The 20602-nt window shown below is 59.9% G+C and carries 20 protein-coding genes; 11 read left to right on the top strand and 9 right to left on the bottom strand.

Annotated features, from left to right (window positions below):
• Positions 1-5 precede the first annotated feature (5 nt).
• On the top strand, positions 6-185 hold the full coding sequence (locus tag ACYSTU_RS19745; RefSeq protein ID WP_217878538.1) for a hypothetical protein: 180 nt from the start codon (positions 6-8) through the stop codon (positions 183-185).
• Between the two features lie 156 nt (positions 186-341).
• Positions 342-2702 carry a DNA polymerase II gene (locus tag ACYSTU_RS19740; protein ID WP_499001082.1) on the top strand — a complete coding sequence of 787 codons (2361 nt, stop codon included), beginning with the start codon at positions 342-344 and terminating at the stop codon, positions 2700-2702.
• Here ACYSTU_RS19740 and ACYSTU_RS19735 read toward each other — a convergent pair.
• From ACYSTU_RS19735 to ACYSTU_RS19725, 3 genes are all read right to left on the bottom strand, one after another.
• Positions 2667-3137 carry a DUF1810 domain-containing protein gene (locus tag ACYSTU_RS19735; protein WP_122880166.1) on the bottom strand — a complete coding sequence of 157 codons (471 nt, stop codon included), beginning with the start codon at positions 3135-3137 and terminating at the stop codon, positions 2667-2669. The two genes, ACYSTU_RS19740 and ACYSTU_RS19735, sit on opposite strands and share 36 nt — an antisense overlap.
• 24 nt (positions 3138-3161) lie before the next feature.
• Positions 3162-3983 carry an aldo/keto reductase gene (locus tag ACYSTU_RS19730; protein ID WP_130900587.1) on the bottom strand — a complete coding sequence of 274 codons (822 nt, stop codon included), beginning with the start codon at positions 3981-3983 and terminating at the stop codon, positions 3162-3164.
• 279 nt (positions 3984-4262) lie between these two features.
• Entirely contained in the window at positions 4263-5411 is a 1149-nt protein-coding gene (locus tag ACYSTU_RS19725; protein WP_122747028.1) for an aldose epimerase family protein, read from the bottom strand.
• A gap of 245 nt (positions 5412-5656) precedes the next feature.
• Here ACYSTU_RS19725 and ACYSTU_RS19720 point away from each other — a divergent pair, with 245 nt between their 5' ends.
• The 5 genes from ACYSTU_RS19720 to ACYSTU_RS19700 all read left to right on the top strand — a co-directional run bounded on the left by ACYSTU_RS19720 (position 5657) and on the right by ACYSTU_RS19700 (position 9268).
• Complete coding sequence (locus ACYSTU_RS19720) at positions 5657-6406, top strand: hypothetical protein (protein WP_016775367.1); 750 nt, start codon at positions 5657-5659, stop codon at positions 6404-6406.
• Positions 6407-6556: 150 nt separating this feature from the next.
• Complete coding sequence (locus tag ACYSTU_RS19715; RefSeq protein WP_499001077.1) at positions 6557-7342, top strand: sulfite exporter TauE/SafE family protein; 786 nt, start codon at positions 6557-6559, stop codon at positions 7340-7342.
• Between the two features lie 186 nt (positions 7343-7528).
• Positions 7529-8092, top strand: coding sequence for a DUF4174 domain-containing protein (locus ACYSTU_RS19710; protein ID WP_016775365.1), 564 nt, complete (start codon positions 7529-7531; stop codon positions 8090-8092).
• Between the two features lie 563 nt (positions 8093-8655).
• The gene (locus ACYSTU_RS19705; RefSeq protein ID WP_039763404.1) at positions 8656-8985 is read left to right on the top strand and encodes a DUF6124 family protein; all 330 of its coding nucleotides are present in this window, start codon (positions 8656-8658) and stop codon (positions 8983-8985) included.
• Between the two features lie 16 nt (positions 8986-9001).
• Positions 9002-9268, top strand: a complete 267-nt coding sequence (locus ACYSTU_RS19700) for a hypothetical protein (protein ID WP_016775363.1) — start codon at positions 9002-9004, stop codon at positions 9266-9268.
• Between the two features lie 84 nt (positions 9269-9352).
• On the opposite strand, the gene ampC is transcribed toward ACYSTU_RS19700, so the two are convergent.
• Entirely contained in the window at positions 9353-10519 is a 1167-nt protein-coding gene (gene ampC / locus ACYSTU_RS19695; protein WP_499001071.1) for a class C beta-lactamase, read from the bottom strand.
• A gap of 159 nt (positions 10520-10678) precedes the next feature.
• On the opposite strand from ampC, the gene ACYSTU_RS19690 reads away from it, so the two are divergent.
• Positions 10679-11551 (top strand): LysR family transcriptional regulator, encoded by an 873-nt coding sequence (locus ACYSTU_RS19690; RefSeq protein WP_110600721.1) that lies wholly within the window; start codon positions 10679-10681, stop codon positions 11549-11551.
• Between the two features lie 151 nt (positions 11552-11702).
• Here the strand turns inward: ACYSTU_RS19690 and gudD are convergent, their stop codons facing one another.
• Both gudD and ACYSTU_RS19680 read right to left on the bottom strand, forming a co-directional pair.
• Complete coding sequence (gene gudD / locus ACYSTU_RS19685; protein ID WP_499001067.1) at positions 11703-13046, bottom strand: glucarate dehydratase; 1344 nt, start codon at positions 13044-13046, stop codon at positions 11703-11705.
• 25 nt (positions 13047-13071) lie between these two features.
• Positions 13072-14418: an MFS transporter gene (locus ACYSTU_RS19680; protein ID WP_024013478.1), complete on the bottom strand. Its 1347-nt coding sequence runs from the start codon at positions 14416-14418 to the stop codon at positions 13072-13074.
• 354 nt (positions 14419-14772) lie between these two features.
• Here ACYSTU_RS19680 and ACYSTU_RS19675 point away from each other — a divergent pair, with 354 nt between their 5' ends.
• Both ACYSTU_RS19675 and ACYSTU_RS19670 read left to right on the top strand, forming a co-directional pair.
• Complete coding sequence (locus ACYSTU_RS19675) at positions 14773-15486, top strand: FadR/GntR family transcriptional regulator (RefSeq protein ID WP_016775357.1); 714 nt, start codon at positions 14773-14775, stop codon at positions 15484-15486.
• Between the two features lie 91 nt (positions 15487-15577).
• On the top strand, positions 15578-15811 hold the full coding sequence (locus ACYSTU_RS19670) for a hypothetical protein (protein WP_110600725.1): 234 nt from the start codon (positions 15578-15580) through the stop codon (positions 15809-15811).
• 114 nt (positions 15812-15925) lie between these two features.
• Here the strand turns inward: ACYSTU_RS19670 and ACYSTU_RS19665 are convergent, their stop codons facing one another.
• Positions 15926-16873 (bottom strand): IS110 family RNA-guided transposase, encoded by a 948-nt coding sequence (locus tag ACYSTU_RS19665; RefSeq protein ID WP_071171885.1) that lies wholly within the window; start codon positions 16871-16873, stop codon positions 15926-15928.
• 245 nt (positions 16874-17118) lie between these two features.
• Entirely contained in the window at positions 17119-18021 is a 903-nt protein-coding gene (locus tag ACYSTU_RS19660; RefSeq protein ID WP_499001063.1) for a DMT family transporter, read from the bottom strand.
• Between the two features lie 101 nt (positions 18022-18122).
• Between ACYSTU_RS19660 and ACYSTU_RS19655 the strand changes: the two genes are divergently transcribed.
• Complete coding sequence (locus tag ACYSTU_RS19655; RefSeq protein ID WP_122698466.1) at positions 18123-18989, top strand: LysR family transcriptional regulator; 867 nt, start codon at positions 18123-18125, stop codon at positions 18987-18989.
• A 222-nt stretch (positions 18990-19211) separates the two neighbouring features.
• Here the strand turns inward: ACYSTU_RS19655 and trhP are convergent, their stop codons facing one another.
• Positions 19212-20540 (bottom strand): prephenate-dependent tRNA uridine(34) hydroxylase TrhP, encoded by a 1329-nt coding sequence (gene trhP / locus ACYSTU_RS19650; RefSeq protein WP_499001058.1) that lies wholly within the window; start codon positions 20538-20540, stop codon positions 19212-19214.
• Between the last annotated feature and the right edge of the window lie 62 nt (positions 20541-20602).

Here is a 20602-nt window from a genome sequence, read left to right as displayed (position 1 = left end):
TGTCGTTGTTCATCAAGCATCGTAGACGCAGCCGCGCAGAGCAAGGTGGCAAAGCGGCAGTTAGCGTGCAAAAAACGCCATTTGCCGGAAAAAACTTCTTTGTATCGGTAAATGAAGCATCTGTGGCCAAGGGATTTATCTGTAACAAGGGGGATTATCTGTGGCAGAGGATTTATCTGTGGTGATGGGATTTATCTGTGGCGAGGGGATTCATCCCCGCTGGCCTGCGCAGCAGGCCCTTTCATTAAAAGCGGGGCCGCTTCGCGGCCAGCGGGGATAAATCCCCTCGCCACAGATCCTGCGTAGAATGGCGTTCTGATTGAAACGTTGAGGTCGCAGTGGTGGATTTACAGCAGGGCTTCGTCCTGACCCGGCATTGGCGCGATACGCCGGCCGGCACCGAAGTCGAGTTCTGGCTGGCAACGGACGCCGGGCCGCGCCGCGTGCGTCTGGCGCATCAGCCGTCGGTCGCATTTATTCCCGCCGCACAGCGAGAAGCAGCCGAGCGTCTGCTGCACGATGAAAAGAATGTAGAGCTGCGACCGTTGGCCTTGCTCGATTTTCAGCATCGTCCGGTGCTCGGTCTGTATTGCCAGCAGCACGGCCAGTTGATGCGCCTCGAAACCGCGCTCAACCGCGCCGGCGTCGACGTCTTTGAAGCCGACGTGCGCCCGCCGGAACGCTATCTGATGGAGCGCTTCATCACCGCGCCGGTGCTGTTTGGCGGCACCCCGGATGCTGACGGCGTACTGATCAACGCCCAGCTGAAACCCGACCCCGATTACCGGCCGAAACTGCGCTTGGTCTCACTCGACATCGAAACCACCGAAAACGGCGAGCTGTATTCCATCGCGCTGGAAGGCTGTGGCGAGCGCCAGGTGTACATGCTCGGTGCGCCGAACGGCGACGCCAGCATTGTCGATTTCGACCTTGAATACTGCGATTCGCGCACGCTCATTCTGAAGAAGCTCAACGACTGGTTCGCCCGCCACGACCCTGACGCAATCATTGGCTGGAACGTCGTGCAGTTCGATTTGCGCATCCTCCATGAACACGCACGGCGTCTCGGCGTGCCGCTGAAGATCGGTCGTGGCGGCGAAGAAATGCAGTGGCGCGAGCACGGCAGCCGCAATCACTACTTCGCCTCGGCAGCGGGGCGGCTGATCATCGATGGCATCGAGTCGTTGCGTTCGGCGACCTGGAGTTTCCCCTCGTTCAGCCTGGAAAACATCGCACAGACCCTGCTCGGCGAAGGCAAGGCGATCAACAACCCGTACCAGCGCATGGACGAGATCAATCGCATGTTCGCCGAAGACAAACCGGCGCTGGCCAAATACAACCTCAAAGACTGCGAGCTGGTCACGCGGATCTTCGCCAAGACCGAACTGCTGACGTTTTTGCTTGAACGCGCCAGCGTTACCGGTTTGCCGGCCGACCGCAGCGGCGGTTCGGTCGCCGCGTTCACCCATTTGTACATGCCGTTGATGCACCGTCAGGGCTTCGTTGCGCCCAATCTGGGCACCAATCCACCCCAGGCCAGCCCCGGCGGGTTTGTCATGGATTCACGGCCGGGGCTTTACGAATCGGTGTTGGTGCTCGATTACAAAAGCCTCTACCCGTCGATCATTCGCACCTTTCTGATCGACCCGGTGGGCTTGATCGAGGGCCTGCAACACCCGGACGACGCTGACTCGGTAGCGGGTTTTCGTGGCGCGCGCTTCTCGCGCACCCGCCATTGTCTGCCGTCCATCGTGGCGCGGGTGGCCGAAGGGCGCGAAACCGCCAAGCGCGAGCACAATGCGCCGCTGTCCCAGGCGTTGAAAATCATCATGAACGCCTTCTACGGTGTGCTCGGCTCCAGCGGTTGCCGTTTTTTCGATACCCGGCTGGCCTCGTCGATCACCTTGCGCGGCCACGAAATCATGCTGCGCACCCGCCAGTTGATCGAAGAACAGGGCCACGCCGTCATTTACGGCGACACCGATTCAACCTTCGTCTGGCTGCGCAGTCTGCACGGTCAGGATGAAGCAGCGCAGATCGGCCATGCGCTGGTCAAACACGTCAACGATTGGTGGCGCGCCCATGTGCGCGAAGAATACGGGCTGGAAAGCGCGCTGGAATTGCAGTTCGAGATTCACTACAAGCGCTTTCTGATGCCTACCATTCGCGGCGCGGAGGAGGGCAGCAAGAAGCGCTACGCCGGCCTCGTCACCCGCGCCGATGGCAGCGAGGAAATGGTCTACAAAGGTCTGGAAACCGTGCGCACCGACTGGTCGCTGCTAGCGCGGCAATTTCAGCAAGAACTGTATGAGCGGATCTTCCAGCGCAAGCCGTACCAGGATTACGTCCGCGATTACGTGCGCAAGACCCTCGCCGGCGAGTTCGACGACCGGCTGATCTACCGCAAACGTCTGCGCCGCACCCTCGACGATTACGAACGCAACGTACCGCCGCACGTCCGCGCGGCGCGGCTGGCCGACGAATACAACGCCGAGCAGGGGCGGCCCCGGCAGTATCAGAACGGCGGCTGGATCAGCTACGTCATCACCCTGGCCGGCCCGGAGCCGCTGGAAGTACGCCGTGCCGCCATCGACTACGACCACTACATCACGCGACAGCTGCAACCGGTGGCGGATGCGATTCTGCCGTTTGTCGACGACGACTTCTCAACCCTGATCGGTGGGCAACTGGGCCTGTTTTGAGTCGAGCAGTTGCAGCGTCCATTCATCGAGAATGCCGTGGAAGTAACGCTCCAGCGCCTGATGGAACAGACTGTCCTCGGCGCTGAACTGGGCGAACAGGGTCATCGAAGAATGAAATTTCAAGTCATCGGGATGGCCAAACATTTCTGCAATCGAGCGCTGCGGCACATTCAGCACCAGTTGCGTGCAGGTGCGCAGCCGCGCCCCGAGCAGCTCGTGGGCCAGATAGGCCTGGGCTTCTTCGGCTGAACCAATGGCGAAGCGGCGGGCCATTTCGCTGCCGCCCAATCCGGCGAACTGCGGGAAGACGAACCACATCCAGTGGCTGCGCTTGCGGCCTGTCTCGAGTTCACGCTGGACCCGTTCGAACACCGGATCCTGTGCCTGGACAAAACGTTGCAGGTTGTACGGGTCGTGCAGATCTGTGCTTCTCATGGCGAAGCCCTCGCAGTCGGCAGCTCAGACCATGGCCAGTCGCTGCTTGCGTTGAGGCGCCGGGAACACTTTGTCCAGCGCCGCCAGATCCCCGGCGTCCAGTTGCAACTGCGCCGCCTCGGCATTGAGTTGCACATGCTCGGGGCGCACAGCCTTGGGAATCGCAATCACGCCGTCCTGACGCAGGAGCCACGCCAGTGAAATCTGCGCCGGGGTGGCGTTGTAACGACTGGCAATGTCTTGCAGAACCGGCTCGGCGAGCATCGCGCCGCCCTGGCCGATCGGACAGTACGCCATCAACGGCAGGCGCTGATGCTGGCACCACGGCAGCAAATCGAATTCGATGCCGCGCTCCTCGAGGTTGTACAACACCTGATTGGTGGCGCAGGCCGAGCTGGACAGTTCTTCGAGGTCGTCGACATCGAAATTCGACACGCCCCAACGGCCGATCTTGCCGTCCTCGCGCAGGCGTTCGAAGGCTTCGACGGTTTCCTCCAGCGGATACTGACCGCGCCAGTGCAGCAGATACAGATCGATGTAGTCGGTGCCGAGCCGACGCAAACTGCGCTCGCAGGCTTGCGGGATGCCCTGGCGGCTGGCGTTGTGCGGGTAGACCTTGCTGACCAGAAAGACTTGATCGCGCAGACCGGCGATGGCTTCGCCGACCACCGTTTCGGCACCGCCCTCGGCGTACATCTCGGCGGTGTCGATCAGAGTCATGCCTAGCTCGATTCCGCTGCGCAGCGCCGCCACTTCACGGCTATGCGCCGAACGATCCTCGCCCATGCGCCAAGTGCCCTGGCCAATCACGGGAACCTGCACGCCGGCCAACTCAAGAGTACGCATTCAAACCTCCTGCCTTAAAGAGTCGATATCTTTAGTGGGCAGCAGGATAGAGCAAGGGTTCCCGGAAGGAAGGGGGAGTCAAGGATGAAACCGGATCAATTGTGGTCAGGAGATCTTGTGGCGGGGATTTGTGGCGAGGGGATTTATCCCCGCTGGGCTGCGAAGCAGCCCCAAAAACCTGCAATAGAACGCTGTCTGATACAACGCGTGTTGCAGGATCGGGGCTGCTTCGCATCCCAACGGGGATGAATCCCCTCGCCACAGGGGGTGCATGGCAGGTTACTTGGCGGAGAACTTGAGGATCACGCTGTGGGCATAAGTCTGCCCCGGATCAAGCCGCGTGCTCGGGAAGTCCGGCTGGTTCGGCGAATCCGGGTAGTGCTGGGTCTCGAGGGTGAATGCGCCCCAGTGTGGATAGACCTTGCCGCCCTTGCCCTTGACCGTGCCGTCGAGGAAGTTGCTGGTGTAGAACTGCACGCCCGGCTCGCTGGTGAACAGTTGCAGCACACGCCCGGATTGCGGGTCGCTGACTTCGGTGGCGAGCTTGCTGACATCGCCCTTGGTGTCCAGTGCCCAGTTGAAATCGAAGCCGCCCTGTTTCGGCTCGGCGAATTTCAGCTGCGGATGATCAGCCTTGATGTGCGTGCCGATCGCCGTCGGTTTGCTGAAGTCCATCGGCGTACCGGCCACAGGCGCCAGCTCCCCGGTCGGGATCAGTTTGGCGGTGACCGGCGTGTAATGGCTGGAGTTGATCATGGCGACTTGCTTGAGAATATCGCCATTGCCGGCGCCGGCCAGGTTGAAGTAGCTGTGGTTGGTCAGGTTGAGCACGGTCGGCTTGTCGGTGCTGGCCTTGTAGTCGATGCGCAGCTCGTTGTTGTCGGTCAGGCGATAGGTGACTTCGGTGGTCAGATTGCCTGGGAAGCCCATCTCGCCGTCGGCCGAGAGGTAGGTCAGGGTTACGCCAACCGAATCCTTGTCCTTGGTTTCCCTGGCCTTCCAGACTTTCTTGTCGAAACCTTCGGGGCCGCCGTGCAGGGCGTTGGATTTGTCGTTCTGCGGCACTTGATAGCGTTTGCCATCGATTTCGAAAGCGCCTTCGGCCAGGCGATTGCCGAAGCGGCCGATGGTCGCGCCGAAGTACGCGGTGCCTTTCTGATAGCCCTGCACATCGTCAAAACCCAAGACGACGTCGTCGAACTTGCCGTGTTTGTCAGCGACTTTCAGCGCTTGCAGGGTCGCGCCGTAGGTAATCACGGTGGCTTGCATGCCGTGACTGTTGCGCAGGATGTACTGTTCGACAGGCGTGCCGTCATTGGTTTTGCCGAAAGCTTTGTGTTCGGCGGTCAGGCCCGCCGCGTTGGCGGAAAGGGTAGCGATCATCAGGGACAGTCCGAGGCCGGAGAGCAGGTGACGGGATTGAAGCATGGTTGACCTTCCTTTTTGTTGTTGTTTTGAGAAAACGCAATTAGTCAGGCTATTGAATATTTCGCAGAAGATTTATAGCGGATTTGCCGCTGTTGGCAAATATAAAGTCCGACTAATTGATGTGGCGAAAAGCGCCGAAGGTCGGCTAACCGCCCGGGCACTGCACTTTTTCGCAATCGGCGGCTCTATGCATGGCCAGGATGCGGTGACTCCCGCCGCACAGGAATGTGCCTGTCCGAGACTTCATGCCGAGTGTTTTTGCCCTGATCACCGCCGCTCACCGCCGCCCGTGCCTGCTGCTGGCCTGCCTGTTGTCGCTGTTGCTCAGCGGCTGCAGCCACCAGAACGGCAATGGATTTTTCAATCAGATACGTGAAGGGCAGCCGCAGGAATTTCTGCAGACCAGCGTCGACCGCATGGCCACCCTGGCGATGCGCGATAACCTCGACAGCCTCTATCGATTGATGGGCAAGCTTTACCTGCGCAACCCGGAAGAACTGCGCAAATCCGGTTTCCTCACCGTCAACGCCGCCGTGAAACAGGTGCGTCTCGCTGTCGAGCAACAGCAGCCGTTGCCCGTGCTGGGCGGGCGCAAGGACCTGGCGGCGCTGAGCTATGCGATGAGTCCGGAGTTCCTCGGCGACCGCGTCGGCGCGTTCATCTATGCGATCGGCAGCATGCTGGTTACCGCCCACGGCAATCGCACCGAGTTCTACATGACCGACGCGATCAACCCGACGTTCGTGCACAACGCCGCGCGCAACATCGAAAAAGCCATGTGGATTTTGTCGCAACGACAAAACAAGGAAGGCCAGCCGTTGCTGTTCTCCAACGAAATCTCGGAGGAGGGCAGCAACCTCAGCTTCGCCACCGAATTCAGCAAAATCGTCGCGCGCCTGGACCTGCTCACGCAGATGCTCGATGAGCGCTATCGCAGGATCGGCCTGAATTACGCGCAGAGTCTGCTGTTCTTGAATTTCCTGCCGGTGCAGTGAGCCTTGCAGGTTTGCTGAAGCGCAAAGATCCACTGTGGGATCTGCGGTGAATTCGATATGGCATAACGATAGACCGCATCGATATATGTGGTTATAAGAAAAATCGCTATGCTGCGGGCCAGATTTTCCTGTCGTTTTCTGGACGTTTGAATGGAATTGGCAAATTTCGGCCTGGTGATTGCCGGGCTGGTGGTTGGGTTTATCGTAGGCATAACCGGTGTCGGCGGCGGTTCGTTGATGACGCCGATTCTGCTGTGGTTCGGCATCAACCCGGCGACGGCGGTGGGTACCGATCTGCTGTACGCTGCGATCACCAAATCCAGCGGCGTCCTCGTTCACAGGAAGAACAAGAACATCGACTGGGCGATCACCGGCTGGCTGACCCTCGGCAGCGTGCCAGCCGTGGCCATGACCCTGTGGTTCCTCAGCACCCTGCACACCGCGCCGGACGCGATGAACGCCATCATCAAACAGGCGCTCGGCTTCGTCCTCTTCGCCACTGCCCTGGCAATCTTCTTCAAGAAACGCTTGCTCGAATTCGCCCACAAACGCGCGGGTGGCAACTACAACCCGAGCGGTTCGCGCCTGAATATCATGACGGTGATCACCGGTCTGATCCTCGGCACCATGGTCGCCCTGACCTCGATCGGCGCCGGCGCACTGGGCACCGTCGCCTTGTTCATCCTCTACCCGCTACTGCCAACCCGCCGCCTGGTCGGCACCGAAATCGCCCACGCCGTACCCCTGACCCTCGTCGCCGGCCTCGGCCACGCAAGCATGGGCAACATGGATTGGGGCGTGCTGGGCTTCCTGCTGATGGGCTCGCTGCCAGGCATCTGGCTCGGCAGCCACCTGACCGGACGCATCTCCGACGAAGTCCTGCGCCCGTGCCTGGCGACGATGCTGGTGTTGATTGGTTATAAGTTGGCGTTCTGAGTCAGTCTGGAGCAAACACTTCCAATGCAGCGGCCGTAGGGATGTGCCAATGATCGCTTGCGTCATGTTGCGCAAAGTTCTCCCTGACCTAAGCTTCTGACAGGGCAATGCCTTTTTGCCAGACACCGCCGGAACAATCGCCACGATGCGCAATCAGTAGTGCGTGGATATCAAAAGGAGATGCGCATGCTCATCAGGTCCCTGACCCTGACCCTCTTGCTGGCAATCGCTGGCCCCCTGTTCGCCGCCGACAGCGATTCACCCCTGGCCGGGGACGTGGGCCGCGCCCGCCCGCTGATCGTGATTGCGCAAAGCACTGTCGACCCGGTCTGGCTGAGCCTGAAGAAGTCGCTGGAAGATCCGGCCAACAAAAAGGGCGTCACCGACCGCAACATCAAGGTCTACACCATCCTCAGCATGTCCGGACAGCTCGACGGCAAGGACATGGGCCAGCAGGACACCATGGCCCTGCTGCGTTCGCTGAAGCTCGGTGCCGGCGCTTATCCAAAAGTGTTCCTGGTGGGCAAGGACGGCGAAACCAAGCTCTCCGCCTCGGGTGATGAAGCCAAGGCATTGAGCCTGGCAAAAATCTTCGAAACCATCGACGCCATGCCCATGGCCGAAAAAGAAGCCGCCGCTGCGGCCGCCGCCGCACAAACGCCTGCCGCCACCGAGCCGGAACCGGCAAAAGGCGCGAAGGGCAGCAAACCGGCGAAACCGAGCAAACCACCGCAGATGCCGGATGATTGATTGCGCGTTGCGTGAGTGAAGCAAAATCCCTGTGGGAGCTGGCAAACCAGCTCCCACATTTTTTTGTGAAGTGCACAGTTCAAATGTGGGAGCGAGCCTGCTCGCGATAGCGGTTTTTCAGGCGCTGAAAGGTGACTGATCGAGCGCATTCGCGAGCAGGCTCGCTCCCACAAGTCATCTGCTGATCGAAAGTCATTGCAGCATGTGCCTGCCGAAATGTCTGACGCCAACACCCTTCAAACCCAGTGGATTTTTCCTGCAAGACGCGGCGGCCGTGGTGAACTGGTGCGTTGTGACGCAGAGGGATAACCTCTTTTGGCCGCTGAAAAACACAGTGGTCGGATGTGGAAGTCCGGTGATTCCCGAGCGCGCATTGCGCCTGTAAACACATGTTGGTGGTTTTTATGCCAACATTGTTTGCTTATGGCAGCTATGCGCAGGAGCACTCTCGAGTGCACCGGGTTCCTCGGGCTTCCCCGGACTTCCACACCTGCGCAAAGCTGCCACCCTCTCGTGGAAGTGAGTTCGGCAGTTTTTTCTTTAAATGTCCCGAGGATTTATTAATGAAAAAACACACTCCAAATCCCCCCGAATCCCCCATGGATTCAAGCTCCTTCGACTCCAATAATCCGCGTCTGCGCCACCCCGGCCAACCCGATCCCATCAGCCACGTCTTCACCATTCTCCCCGACATCGACACGGCGACACTGCTGAGCCATGCCTGCGAAACCCTTGCCTCACTGAACGTACTGACCACCGATCTGGCCTGCGAGTTGAGCGGTGCGCAGCGCAGCCTGACGTTGTCGATCCAGCAATTGGCGGTAGTCGGAGAACTGCTGGTCAACCGCGCGCTGGACAATCTCGATTCACCCGCAACGGCGACTCAACATTGAACAGGGAGGTTCTACCATGGCGCGTTACATACCGATCACCGGGATTGACTGCAAAATTCCCTGTGTGCTGATCGACAGCGAAGCCCCCATCGACGTGTTGCACGGCACCGCGGCTTACCGCTTGCGCTGTGTGACGCAGCTGATGGAGAGCCTTTCGCTGGACGAGGGCAAGGGACACGATGCATTGCTGTTGCAGGATTTCGCCCGGGTGCTGGCGATTCCGTTGCGCGATAGCTGTGACTTGATGGATGTCATTGGCTGGCGCTTGCAGGCGCAGCTTTAAGCGCTGAAACGAAAAAGATCGCAGCCTGCGGCGGCTCCATTCACCCAGCGAAAACCCTATCCCGCAGGCTGCGATCTTTTGCTCTTAATCCGCCAGCGCCGCGAAAACCGTATGCGCAATCTTCACCCGTTCGGCATTCGGGTAGTTCTTGTTGGCCAGAATCACGATGCCCATGTCCCGCGACGGCACGAACGCCACATACGCGCCAAAGCCCCGTGTAGAACCGGTCTTATTGAATAGCACATTGGCCGGTTCAGCTTGCGGTGGAGTCAGCCATTCGACTTTGTGCGGTTCCATGGCCATGGGGGTCGAGTTGCCGTTTTGCAGTTTTTCCAGGCTGATCGGGTAGGCGTAGCGTTCCCAGCCCAGGCCTTGGGTCATGTCGCCGACGCGGTAATAGCCGATGTGGGTGTTGGCGATGGCTTGGTGCAGATCAGGCGCAAGGCTGGCCGGTTGCAGCTGTGCCTGGACGTATCGCAGCAGGTCGGCGGCGCTGGTTTTGATGCCGTAGGCTTCGGCGTCGAGGGCGCCGGGGCTGACGCGTACCGGTTGGTCGGCGCTGTCGTAGCCTTGGGCATAAAGCTTCGACTGCGCTGACGGTACGCTGAGGAAGGTGTGCTGAAGGCCGAGTTTCGGCAGCAGGGTTTGCGTCATTGCCTGGTCGAATGGCTGGCCGAGGCTTTTCGCCGTCAGGTAGCCGAACAGGCCCAGGCTCGGGTTGGAATACAGGCGATGGCTGCCGGTGGGAAATTGCGGTTTCCACTGTTGGTAATAGCCGAGCATCTTGTCGGAAGAATCCGCCTCAGCGGGGAATTGCAACGGCAGTCCGCCAGCACTGTAGGTGCCCAGTTGCAGCACGCTGATGTTGTCGAAGGCGCTGCCCTTGAGCTCCGGCCAGAGTTGGCTGGCCATGCTCGACAGGTCGAGTTTGCCTGTGGCCTGGGCGTAACCGGCGAGGGTGGCGGTGAAGGTTTTACTCACCGAGCCGACTTCGAAGAGGGTGTTTTCGCTGACCTTTTGTGCGGTGTCTTTAGCGGCGACCCCGTAGTTAAAGTAATGCGCTTGGCCATTCAGGGTGATCGCTACGGTCAGCCCCGGGATGTTGTTTTGCTGCATGACCGGGGTGACGGCTTGGCTGACCAGTGTCTGCAATTGCGCATCCGTCGGCGTTGCGGCATGACAGGCAACGCTGCCGAAGAACAGTGCGAAAGCGCTGTAGGAAAAGACCTTGCTCGGTTTTAAGGAACACATGATTGAATCACTCTCCATGAGTGTCGATTGGTGTATCCCGCTACACTGCGGGTGATTTTTCATCGGGCGGCCGATCAGCGCGGCCAATTTAGGCACTTCGCTGGATCTCGACAAACGATGAAAACTCGCATGAGCCATTAGAAAAATTTGGGGCAACGCATGATTCGACCGCAACTGCCGCTCAACGCTCTGCGCGCATTTGAAGCCTCGGCACGTCATTTGAGTTTTACCCGTGCTGCCGTCGAGTTGTGCGTGACACAAGCGGCGGTGAGCCATCAGGTCAAAAGCCTGGAAGCGCAACTCAACCTGACCCTATTCAAACGCCTGCCACGTGGGCTGATGCTGACCAGTGAAGGCGAAACCTTGCTGCCGGTACTCAGCACATCATTCGATCATATTGCGCAGATGCTCGAACGTCTGGCCGGTGGGCAGTATCGCGACATGTTGACGGTTGGCGCGGTGGGCACTTTTGCTGTGGGTTGGCTGTTGCCGAGGCTGGCGGACTTTCGGGGGAAATATCCGCTTATAGATTTACGTCTGTCGACCAATAACAACCGGGTGGATGTGGCGGCGGAGGGACTGGATTACGCCATTCGTTTCGGTGCTGGCGCCTGGCATGGCATCGAGGCGACACGCTTGCTCGATGCGCCGTTGTCGGTATTGTGCGTGCCGGAGATTGCCCGGCAGCTGCACTCGCCGGCGGACCTGTTGCAGCAGACCTTGCTGCGTTCCTATCGCACCGATGAATGGCCGGAGTGGTTTCACGCAGCGGGCCTGGCGACGCAGGCCGCGCCACCGCAAAGCATCGTGTTCGATTCGTCGCTGGCAATGATGGAAGCCGCATTGCAGGGCGGCGGCGTGGCGTTGGCGCCGCCGCTGATGTTCGCCCGGCAACTGGCGGCAGATGCGATCTGCCAGCCGTTTGCGATCGAGATCACCACCGGCAGTTACTGGCTGACGCGGTTGCAGTCGCGAGCGGAAACGGTGGCGATGAAAGCGTTCAAAACCTGGTTGCTGCAAATTAATGCCTGATTCACCTCATTCCCTGTGGGAGCTGGCTTGCCAGCGATGGGGTCGCAATGGCCAACATTGATGCTGGCTGACCCACCGCTATCGCTGGCAAGCCAGCTCCCACAGGTTTATCAGTTGAATTACAGGGCCGGGCTTTAATCCTCGATTTTTCTCACCGCACCAGACACGGCCGTTTGTTATCGAATTTCCACCCCGGAATCAGGAACTGCATCGCCACGCTGTCATCCCGCGCGCCGAGGCCCATGCCTTTGTACAGTTCGTGGGCCTTGGCCACTTGATCCATGTCCAACTCCACACCCAGCCCGGGTTTTTTCGGCACCTGCACGAGACCATCGACAATCTGCAGCGGTGCCTTGGTCAGGCGCTGACCGTCCTGCCAGATCCAGTGGGTGTCGATGGCGGTGATCTCGCCGGGTGCGGCGGCGGCGACGTGGGTAAACATCGCCAGAGAGATATCGAAGTGGTTGTTGGAATGCGAGCCCCAGGTCAGGCCCCACTCGTGGCACATCTGCGCGACGCGTACCGAACCCTGCATGGTCCAGAAGTGCGGGTCGGCCAGCGGGATGTCCACTGACTGCAACTGAATCGCGTGGCCCATTTCACGCCAGTCGGTGGCGATCATGTTAGTCGCGGTTTTCAGGCCGGTGGCGCGGCGGAATTCAGCCATGACTTCGCGCCCGGAGTAACCGTTTTCGGCACCGCACGGGTCTTCGGCGTAGGCGAGTACGTGGTGCTGATCGCGGCACAGACGGATCGCCTCTTTCAGCGACCAGGCGCCGTTCGGGTCGAGGGTGATTCGCGCTTCAGGGAAGCGCTCGGCCAGTGCCGTGACCGCTTCGATTTCGGCATCGCCGCTGAGCACGCCGCCCTTGAGTTTGAAATCCTTGAAACCGTACTTGGCGTGCGCCGCCTCCGCCAGACGCACGACCGCTTCGGCGGTCATGGCTTTCTCGTGACGCACACGGAACCAGTCGTTGTCGGCGTCCGGTTCGCTGCGATAGGCCAGATCGGTTTCGTGTTGATCGCCAACGTAAAACAGGTAACCGAGCATCTTCACTTCGTCGCGTTGCTGACCTTCACCGAGCAGCGCCGCCACCGGCACGTCCAGATGTTGGCCGAGCAGGTCGAGGAGGGCGGCTTCCAGGCCGGTGACCGCGTGAATGGTGATGCGCAGGTCGAACGTCTGCAGACCACGGCCGCCGGCATCGCGGTCGGCGAAGGTGTGGCGCACCTGATTGAGGATCTTCTGGTAGGTGCCGATGGGGCTGCCGACCACCAGATTGCGCGCGTCTTCCAGGGTCTGGCGAATGCGCTCGCCACCGGGCACTTCGCCGACGCCGGTGTGGCCGGCGTTGTCCTTGAGGATGACGATGTTGCGGGTGAAAAACGGCCCGTGGGCGCCGCTCAGGTTGAGCAGCATGCCGTCGTGACCGGCCACCGGAATGACCTGCATGTCGGTGATGATCGGAGCTTTGGCGGTGTCATGAACAGTCATTGTTGTTTTCCTTGTCGAGACGTAGTCAGGCGTGTTTCGGCGCGGCGTCGGCCACAGCCTTTTCAGCAGCGGGTTTCGGCGTGGTGCGTGCGGCGAAGACGATGATTGCGGCGATGATCGAGGTAGCGGCCAGACCATAGAGGCCGCCCTGAATCGAGCCGGTGTGTTGCTCCAGCAGGCCGAAGGTGGTCGGCGCGACGAAGCCGCCGAGGTTGCCCACCGAATTGATCAGCGCGATCACTGCCGCCGCGATGCGTGCATCCAGATAAGCCTGGGGAATCGGCCAGAACAGCGACGAGGCGGATTTGAAACCCAGTGCCGCAAAGCAGATCGCGACGAAGGCAAAGATCGGCCCGCCAGTGGTGGACATGAACATCCCCGCTGCGGCGATCAACAGGGCAGTGGCGACCCAGGCTTGTTGATGTTTCCACTTCGCCGACAGCGAGGCGAAGGCGTACATGCCGACGATCGACAGCAACCATGGAATCGAGTTGAACAGGCCGACCTGCACGTCGCTGAGTTCGCCCATCTTCTTGATGATGCTCGGCAGCCAGAAAGTCGCCGCATAAATGGTCAACTGAATGAAGAAGTAGATCAGGCAGAACAGAATGATCTGCCGGTCTTTGAGCAGTTTGCCCAGCGACGGCCGGATCGGCGTCGCGGCTTCGCGGGCCTTTTGCTCGTCGTCGATGGCGCTGACCAACGCATCCTGTTCGGCGCGGCTCAGCCATTTCGCGTCGTGGGGTTTGGCATCCAGCCAGAACCAGACGAAGACGCACAGGCACACCGAGAACATCCCCTCGATGAAATACATCCATTGCCAGCCGTGCATGCCCAGCCCATTGATCTGCAGGAGCAGGCCGGACAGCGGACCGGAGATCAGCGAGGCCACGGCCGAGCCGCTGAGGAAGATCGCGATCGCCTTGCCGCGCTCAACGCCAGGCAGCCAACGGGTGAAGTAATAAATCACCCCGGGAAAGAACCCGGCCTCGGCGACACCGAGCAGGAAGCGCAGGATATAGAAGTGGGTTTCGTTCTGGATGAACGCCATGCAGGCGGCGACTATGCCCCAAGTGAACATGATGCGGGTCAGCCAGATGCGTGCGCCGACTTTTTGCAGAAGCATGTTCGAAGGCACTTCGAACAGCGCGTATCCAATAAAGAACAGCCCGGCGCCGAAGCCATAGGCGGCAGCACCAATGCCCAGATCGGTTTCCATGTGGGTGCGGACGAAACCGATGTTCACCCGGTCAATGTAATTGACGATGAACATGATCACGAAGAGCGGCAGGACGTGGCGTTTGACTTTGGAGATGGCTGAGGCGAGCGTCGGGTCGACGCTGTCCTGCATCCCGGAGATGGAGGTTTTCACTGATGTTTCTCCCACTGATTATTTTTATGCGGGTAGGACTGGGTGCTGCGCTGTTGCTAGACATCATACAACTGTAATTTTTTGTCCTACAAGTGGGGAGGGCGATCAAATTCTTCTGATTGTTCGGTTTTTTATGCGAAAACCGGATTCTAGCTCGTATTTATTGATTGTTGCGCCAATCGAGCGGAGCGCATTTTTGATATGTGAATGGTGGTGCGTGATGGCTGGCTATCGAAAATATTCGACGTAATTGAGTGTTGTCATACAAGTTGATGGCCCGTCGACCGCTAAAATCCATCTCAACCGTCATCCCGCAGTGCTACGATCGGCAAGCCCCGATCACCGGAACCGATCATGCAAGAAGACCTCGACGCGCCCGCGCGCAAACGCACGCACAACCTCGCTCATGACCTGGTGGAAAAGCTCACCCAGAGCATCCTGCTCGGACAACTGTCGCCCGGTGACAAGCTACCGTCGGAGAACTCCATCGTTCAGGAGCACGGCGTCAGCCGCACGGTGGTGCGCGAGGCCATTTCCAAGTTGCAGGCCTCGGGGCTGGTCGAGACGCGCCACGGCATCGGTACCTTCGTGATCGAGCGTGCAGCGGAGCAGGGCCTGCGCCTGAACGTCGATACGGCGCTCGGCGTGCGCAGCATTCTCGAATTGCGCATGGGCCTGGAGACGCAAGCGGCGGCGCTGGCGGCGCAGCGGCGCAGTGAGCAGCAGGTGCAGCAGATGCGTCAGGCGCTGGATGACTATCAACGGCTGCTGGCGAACAACGACAGCTGCGTGGAGGCCGATCGGCGTTTTCATCTGCTGATCGCCGAGGCCACCGGCAACGCTTGTTTCAGCGAGATCATGCAGCACCTGGGCAGTGCGATGATCCCGCGCAATCGCCTGAATGCCGCCGAGCGCGGCGCGGCGGATCTGAGCAAGCTCGGCCACTTGGCCAATCTGGAACACGAGGCGATTCTGAATGCGATCAAACGTCAGGACGCCGATGCCGCCCGCGCTGCGATGTGGCTGCACTTGACCAACAGTCGCGATCGCTTTATCGCCCAAGGCTGATGCCGCTGGTCTGATCTACCGCACGCCCTCAGTACCCGCGCTTCCAAGTAATACGCCCCGGATAATCCGGGCCAGTATTGTGAGGTGCAGCATGGCTGATGACTCGCTTGTTCCCGGTGGCATGGCGCCCACCGACCAGACCCGCCGCCCCGTATCCGGCACCGACGAGCCGACGCTGAGCGATCACGACGCACCGCCGGGGATGGACCCGGGGCGCGATCCACTGAGCGATGCCGACCGCCCGGATGACTGGAAGGATCCGCCGGATGACGACGATGTACCGCCGGCGGACGAGCCGACACCGTTGTCGGATGATATGCGCTGAGGTCTGGATTATTCATTGAGTGGGGCGGCCTCTTCGCGAGCAGGCTCGCTCCCACAATGGATGTATGTACGACACAGATCCACTGTGGGAGATTCTATGGTTCATGCCTAGCCCCTAAACGCCTTTGGGTGAGTATTCGCTCTGGTTTTTCAACAGAGCAAATACCACCCGTGCAAGCTTGCGGGCTAGTGCGACCAGTGCTTGGGTAGTGCTCAACCCACGCCCTCTCATAGCCTCATAAAACCCTTTCCACACCGAGGTCCGGCTCGCCGCCATTGCAGCGTTGTGCAGCAATCGACGTGCCTCAGGGTCGCCTCGTTTGGTCAGACAGCGCCGGCCTTTCTTTTTGCCTGAGTCCGCTATGCGCAGATCCATTCCTAGAAAAGCGATGAAAGCGTCGGCATTCCTGAAGTCCCCACGCTGAAAGGATGCAAGCAAGCGGGCTCCGCTCAACGTACCGATACCTTCGACCTTCATGCAGCGCTTGAGCTGTGCGCCCAAACCGGCTTCTTCTATCTGCGTCAGGATCGTTTTTTCAAGCAAGGTTTCTAGCCTTTGCATGGCGCTTATCTGATTCTTGAAAGCAGTTTTGAGCAGCGGCTCATTCTCCCAGCTCTGCTTGAGGCTGACACGAGCCTGAACCAGAGCCGCACGACGCCGGAACAGACTAATGAGCCGGCAATACAGGGGGGACGGCGGCGTCCAAGGGCGCAAATGGTCCCCTTCGTTTGTCAGATAGCGGGCCAATAAACGAGCATCCAGCGCATCAGTTTTAGCGCGAACGTTCACGCCTTTGCGGTAATGACTGAGTTCATAACCGCCAACCATATAGATCCTGCAGCCATCCGCGTGCGCCAGCTCGGCGAACTCCTGGTGATAAATATTGGTGGCTTCGATGGCGATTGCTACTGGTTTGGCAACGGTCTTGAGCCATTTCTTGATCGCCGTTTTGGTATTGGAGATTGTCTCGAGCCGATCTGATTCGACGTGATAAATCACCAGTTCGTCTTTGGCGACATCAACCCCGACAATCGACTGGGTAGTAGCGACGGGCATTGCCATAAGAAATCCTCCGGGCTAAGGTTTGAACACTTGAAGGGTTCACCCAGAGGCGCAGGCTTGTTCCTATCGTCGGTCTAGGCCAGATGCATTCTTTATCGGCGCTTGGGTGAAAGGAGGAGGGTGAAAATCTCCCACGGTCTGTACTGCGCTAACAGTCAGAATCGAGCCTTGTCCCTCCTCCTCCCTTCAAGTCCTACCATACAAGCGAGCCTGCTCGCGAAGACGGCATCGGCTTCACCGCAGATTCAAGCCTTGCTGTCAGATGCTCGAACGACGCCAACCCGACGCTCCAGATTCAACGCCAACACACTGATCAACACCACCACCGCTCCCATCAGCACCATCAACGTCGGCCGTTCACCCAGTCCCCACGACGCAATTCCCATGGCCGTCGGCGGTATCAGATACAAGGTCATCGTCGCCCGACTCAAGTCCACATGCTTGAGCACGAAACCCCAGGCCAGATACGCCAGCGCGCTGGGAAACACCCCCAACATCAGCACCGCCCACTGCGCACGCGGCGGCGCGTGCATCACGGCGTCAGCCAGCCCCGGCAGATAAATCAGCAACAGCAACGTCCCCGACCACACCGCGTAGCAGCCCAGGCTGAAGCCGTCGTAGCGCCGCGCATGATGCTTTTGCAGGGCGAAATAGAGGCTCCAGGAAAGCGCCGCCAACAAGATCAACAAGCCATGGGCATTGATAGCGCCCAGGCCCTTGTCGCCGCTGACTACGATCACCACGCCGACAAATCCAAGCAGCACACAGCCCCAACGCCAGGCGCTGACGCGTTCCTTGAACACAAAGCACGCCAGCAGCGTGCTGAATAACGGGCTCGATTGCGCCAGCACGCTGGAAGCCCCGGCACTGATGCCTTGCTGGCCGATGTTCAAGGCGACGTGATGCAGGCTGACGGCGAAGAAGCCCAAGGCAAACAGTAACGGCACATCGCGCCACTGCGGCAGGCGAATGCCTTTGAAAATTGCGATCAGCGCCATCAACAGCGACGCCAGCAGAAAACGCAGCAAGGCCAGATGTCCGGGCTCATACCCTTGCAAGCCGATGTGAATGCCAGTGGGCGAATAGCCCCAGCAGCCGATGACAAACGCCATGGCCAGGATGATTTTGCAGGTAGAAGTGGAAGTCATGATCGAGGCACCAGGGCAGTGGATGCGCCGAGTATCCGCGCGCCCGATCATTCGTCACAACTGACTTATACTGCGTCGACTGTTCACTCGGAGTGATGATTATGGAGCTGGCGCAAATCCGCATGTTCAAGACTGTGGCCGAGGTCGGCAGCATTGCCCGGGCCGCCGAAAAGCTGTTCTGCGTGCCGTCGAACATCACTGCGCGGATCAAAGCGCTGGAGGCCGAGTTGGGCGTGGCGCTGTTCTTGCGCGAGGGGCGCGGACTGCGCATCAGCCCGGCGGGGCAGACCTTTCTGGTTTATGCGGAAAAGATTCTGGCGCTGACCGTCGAAGCCAAACGCGCGCTCGACCCGGCCGCCGAGCCGTCCGGACCGCTGCGCATCGGCGCCATCGAGTCTTCGGCGACCGGGCGCTTGCCGCGCCTGCTGGCGAAATTCCACAAGCGCTACCCGCAAGTGGCACTGGAACTTACCACCGGCACCTGGAGCCAGTTGCTCGACGACACCGTCAACCATCGCCTGGATGGTGCGATCGTGGCGGTAGATGTCGAACGTGCTCAGCTCAAACGCACGCCGATGTATCGAGAGGAATTGTTACTGATCGCCTCGACTTCATTCGGCCCGGTGCGTGACATCGCGGATCTGCAAGACAAAACCCTGTTCATGTGGCCGCCGGGTTGCCCGTACCGCGCGGCACTTGAGCATTGGTTGCTGCGCCGAGGGCAGGCGCTGCCGATTGTCAGTCTGGCCAGTTACGGAGCGATTGTCGGCTGCGTCAGCGCCGGTGCCGGGGTGGCGCTGGTGCCCCGGGGCGTGTTCGAGCAGTACGCCAAAGGCGCGGGCTGCGAGGGTTATGAGTTCGCTGAACTGATGGCGATCGAGAATTTGTTTTACTGGCATGAAAACGCCGGTGTGCACCCGGCGCGCGAGGCGTTTGTAGGGATGTTGCGTGAGGAGTTTGCCCAATAGAATAGCGGCCCTCACCCCAGCCCTCTCCCGGAGGGAGAGGGGGCCAACCGAGGTGTCTTGCGCCAGACATCGACCTGAAAGTCCGAGCCGATTATGGATTCACGAGCACAACCAGGGCTGTGTAGTTTGCGGCTTCAGCGGTCCCCGTTCAGGTCAGCGTACCTCTGAAATATCCCCCGATCAGTCCCCTCTCCCTCTGGGAGAGGGCTAGGGTGAGGGGATTCAGGTCCGCGGCAAATCCCGCATCAACAACCCAAAGCGCAAATCCACCGCATCCGGTATCGGCACGTACACCGTATGCCCGTCTCCCGGCGCCACTTCGATCGCTTGGCCGCTGACACTCTGCAATTCGTGCAGATCAAAATGGAAATTGCCCTTGGGCGTCATCAGTTCCAGATGATCGCCCACGGCAAAACGATTCTTCACTTTCACCTCGGCCAGGCGATCCCGGCGCTCGCCGGTCAGCTCGCCAACGAACTGCTGTCGCTCCGACACCGAACTGCCGTGCTGATAGTTCTGATATTCGTCATGCACATGCCGGCGCAGAAAACCTTCGGTGTAGCCGCGCTGGGCCAGCGACTCGAGATCCAGCATCAGGCCGCGATCAAACGCGCGCCCGGCCACGGCATCATCGATCGCCCGGCGATACACCTGCGTGGTGCGCGCGCAGTAGAAATGCGATTTGGTCCGGCCTTCGATTTTCAATGAGTGCACGCCCATGCGCGTCAGGCGCTCGACATGCTGCACGGCGCGCAGGTCCTTGGCGTTCATGATGTAGGTGCCGTGTTCGTCTTCGAAAGCCGGCATCAATTCATCGGGGCGGTTGGCTTCCTGCAACAGAAAGACCTGATCGGTTGGTGCGCCGAGGCCTAGCGTGGGCTCGGGTTGAAAGGTCTGGACGATCTCGCCGAGCTGGTTTTGCGTGGCTTCCTGCGCCGTGTACTTCCAGCGGCAGGCGTTGGTGCAGGTGCCCTGATTGGCATCGCGTTTGTTCATGTAACCGGAAAGCAAGCAGCGCCCGGAATAGGCCATGCATAGCGCGCCGTGCACGAACACTTCCAGCTCCATGCCCGGCACCTGCTCGCGGATTTCGCCGATCTCTTCCAGCGACAGTTCGCGCGACAGAATGATCCGGCTCAGCCCCTGTTGCTGCCAGAACTCGACGCTCGCCCAATTCACCGTGTTGGCCTGCACCGACAGGTGAATCGGCATCTGCGCAAAGTGCTGGCGCACCAGCATGATCAGGCCCGGATCGGACATGATCAGCGCATCCGGGGCCATCTCGATCACCGGCGCCAGATCCTTGAGAAACGTCTTCAGCTTGGCGTTGTGCGGGGCGATGTTGACCACTACGTAGAAGCGCTTGCCCTGCGCCTGCGCCTCACGGATGCCCAGCGCCAGGTTGGCATGATCGAACTCGTTGTTGCGCACCCGCAGGCTGTAGCGCGGCTGGCCGGCGTAGACCGCATCGGCGCCATAAGCGAAGGCGTAACGCATGTTTTTCAGGGTGCCGGCGGGGGCGAGAAGCTCGGGGGCGATGAGAGTTGGCATTTGGGTGTCGGTCGCAAAAGCCGCGCAGGGTAGGGCAGCTGTTGCGAGGGTTTATTGATCTG

Source organism: Pseudomonas glycinis, from assembly GCF_054871425.1.
The sequence above is the reverse complement of the archived record's forward strand: the minus strand, read 5'-3'. Positions and strand labels throughout refer to the sequence as shown.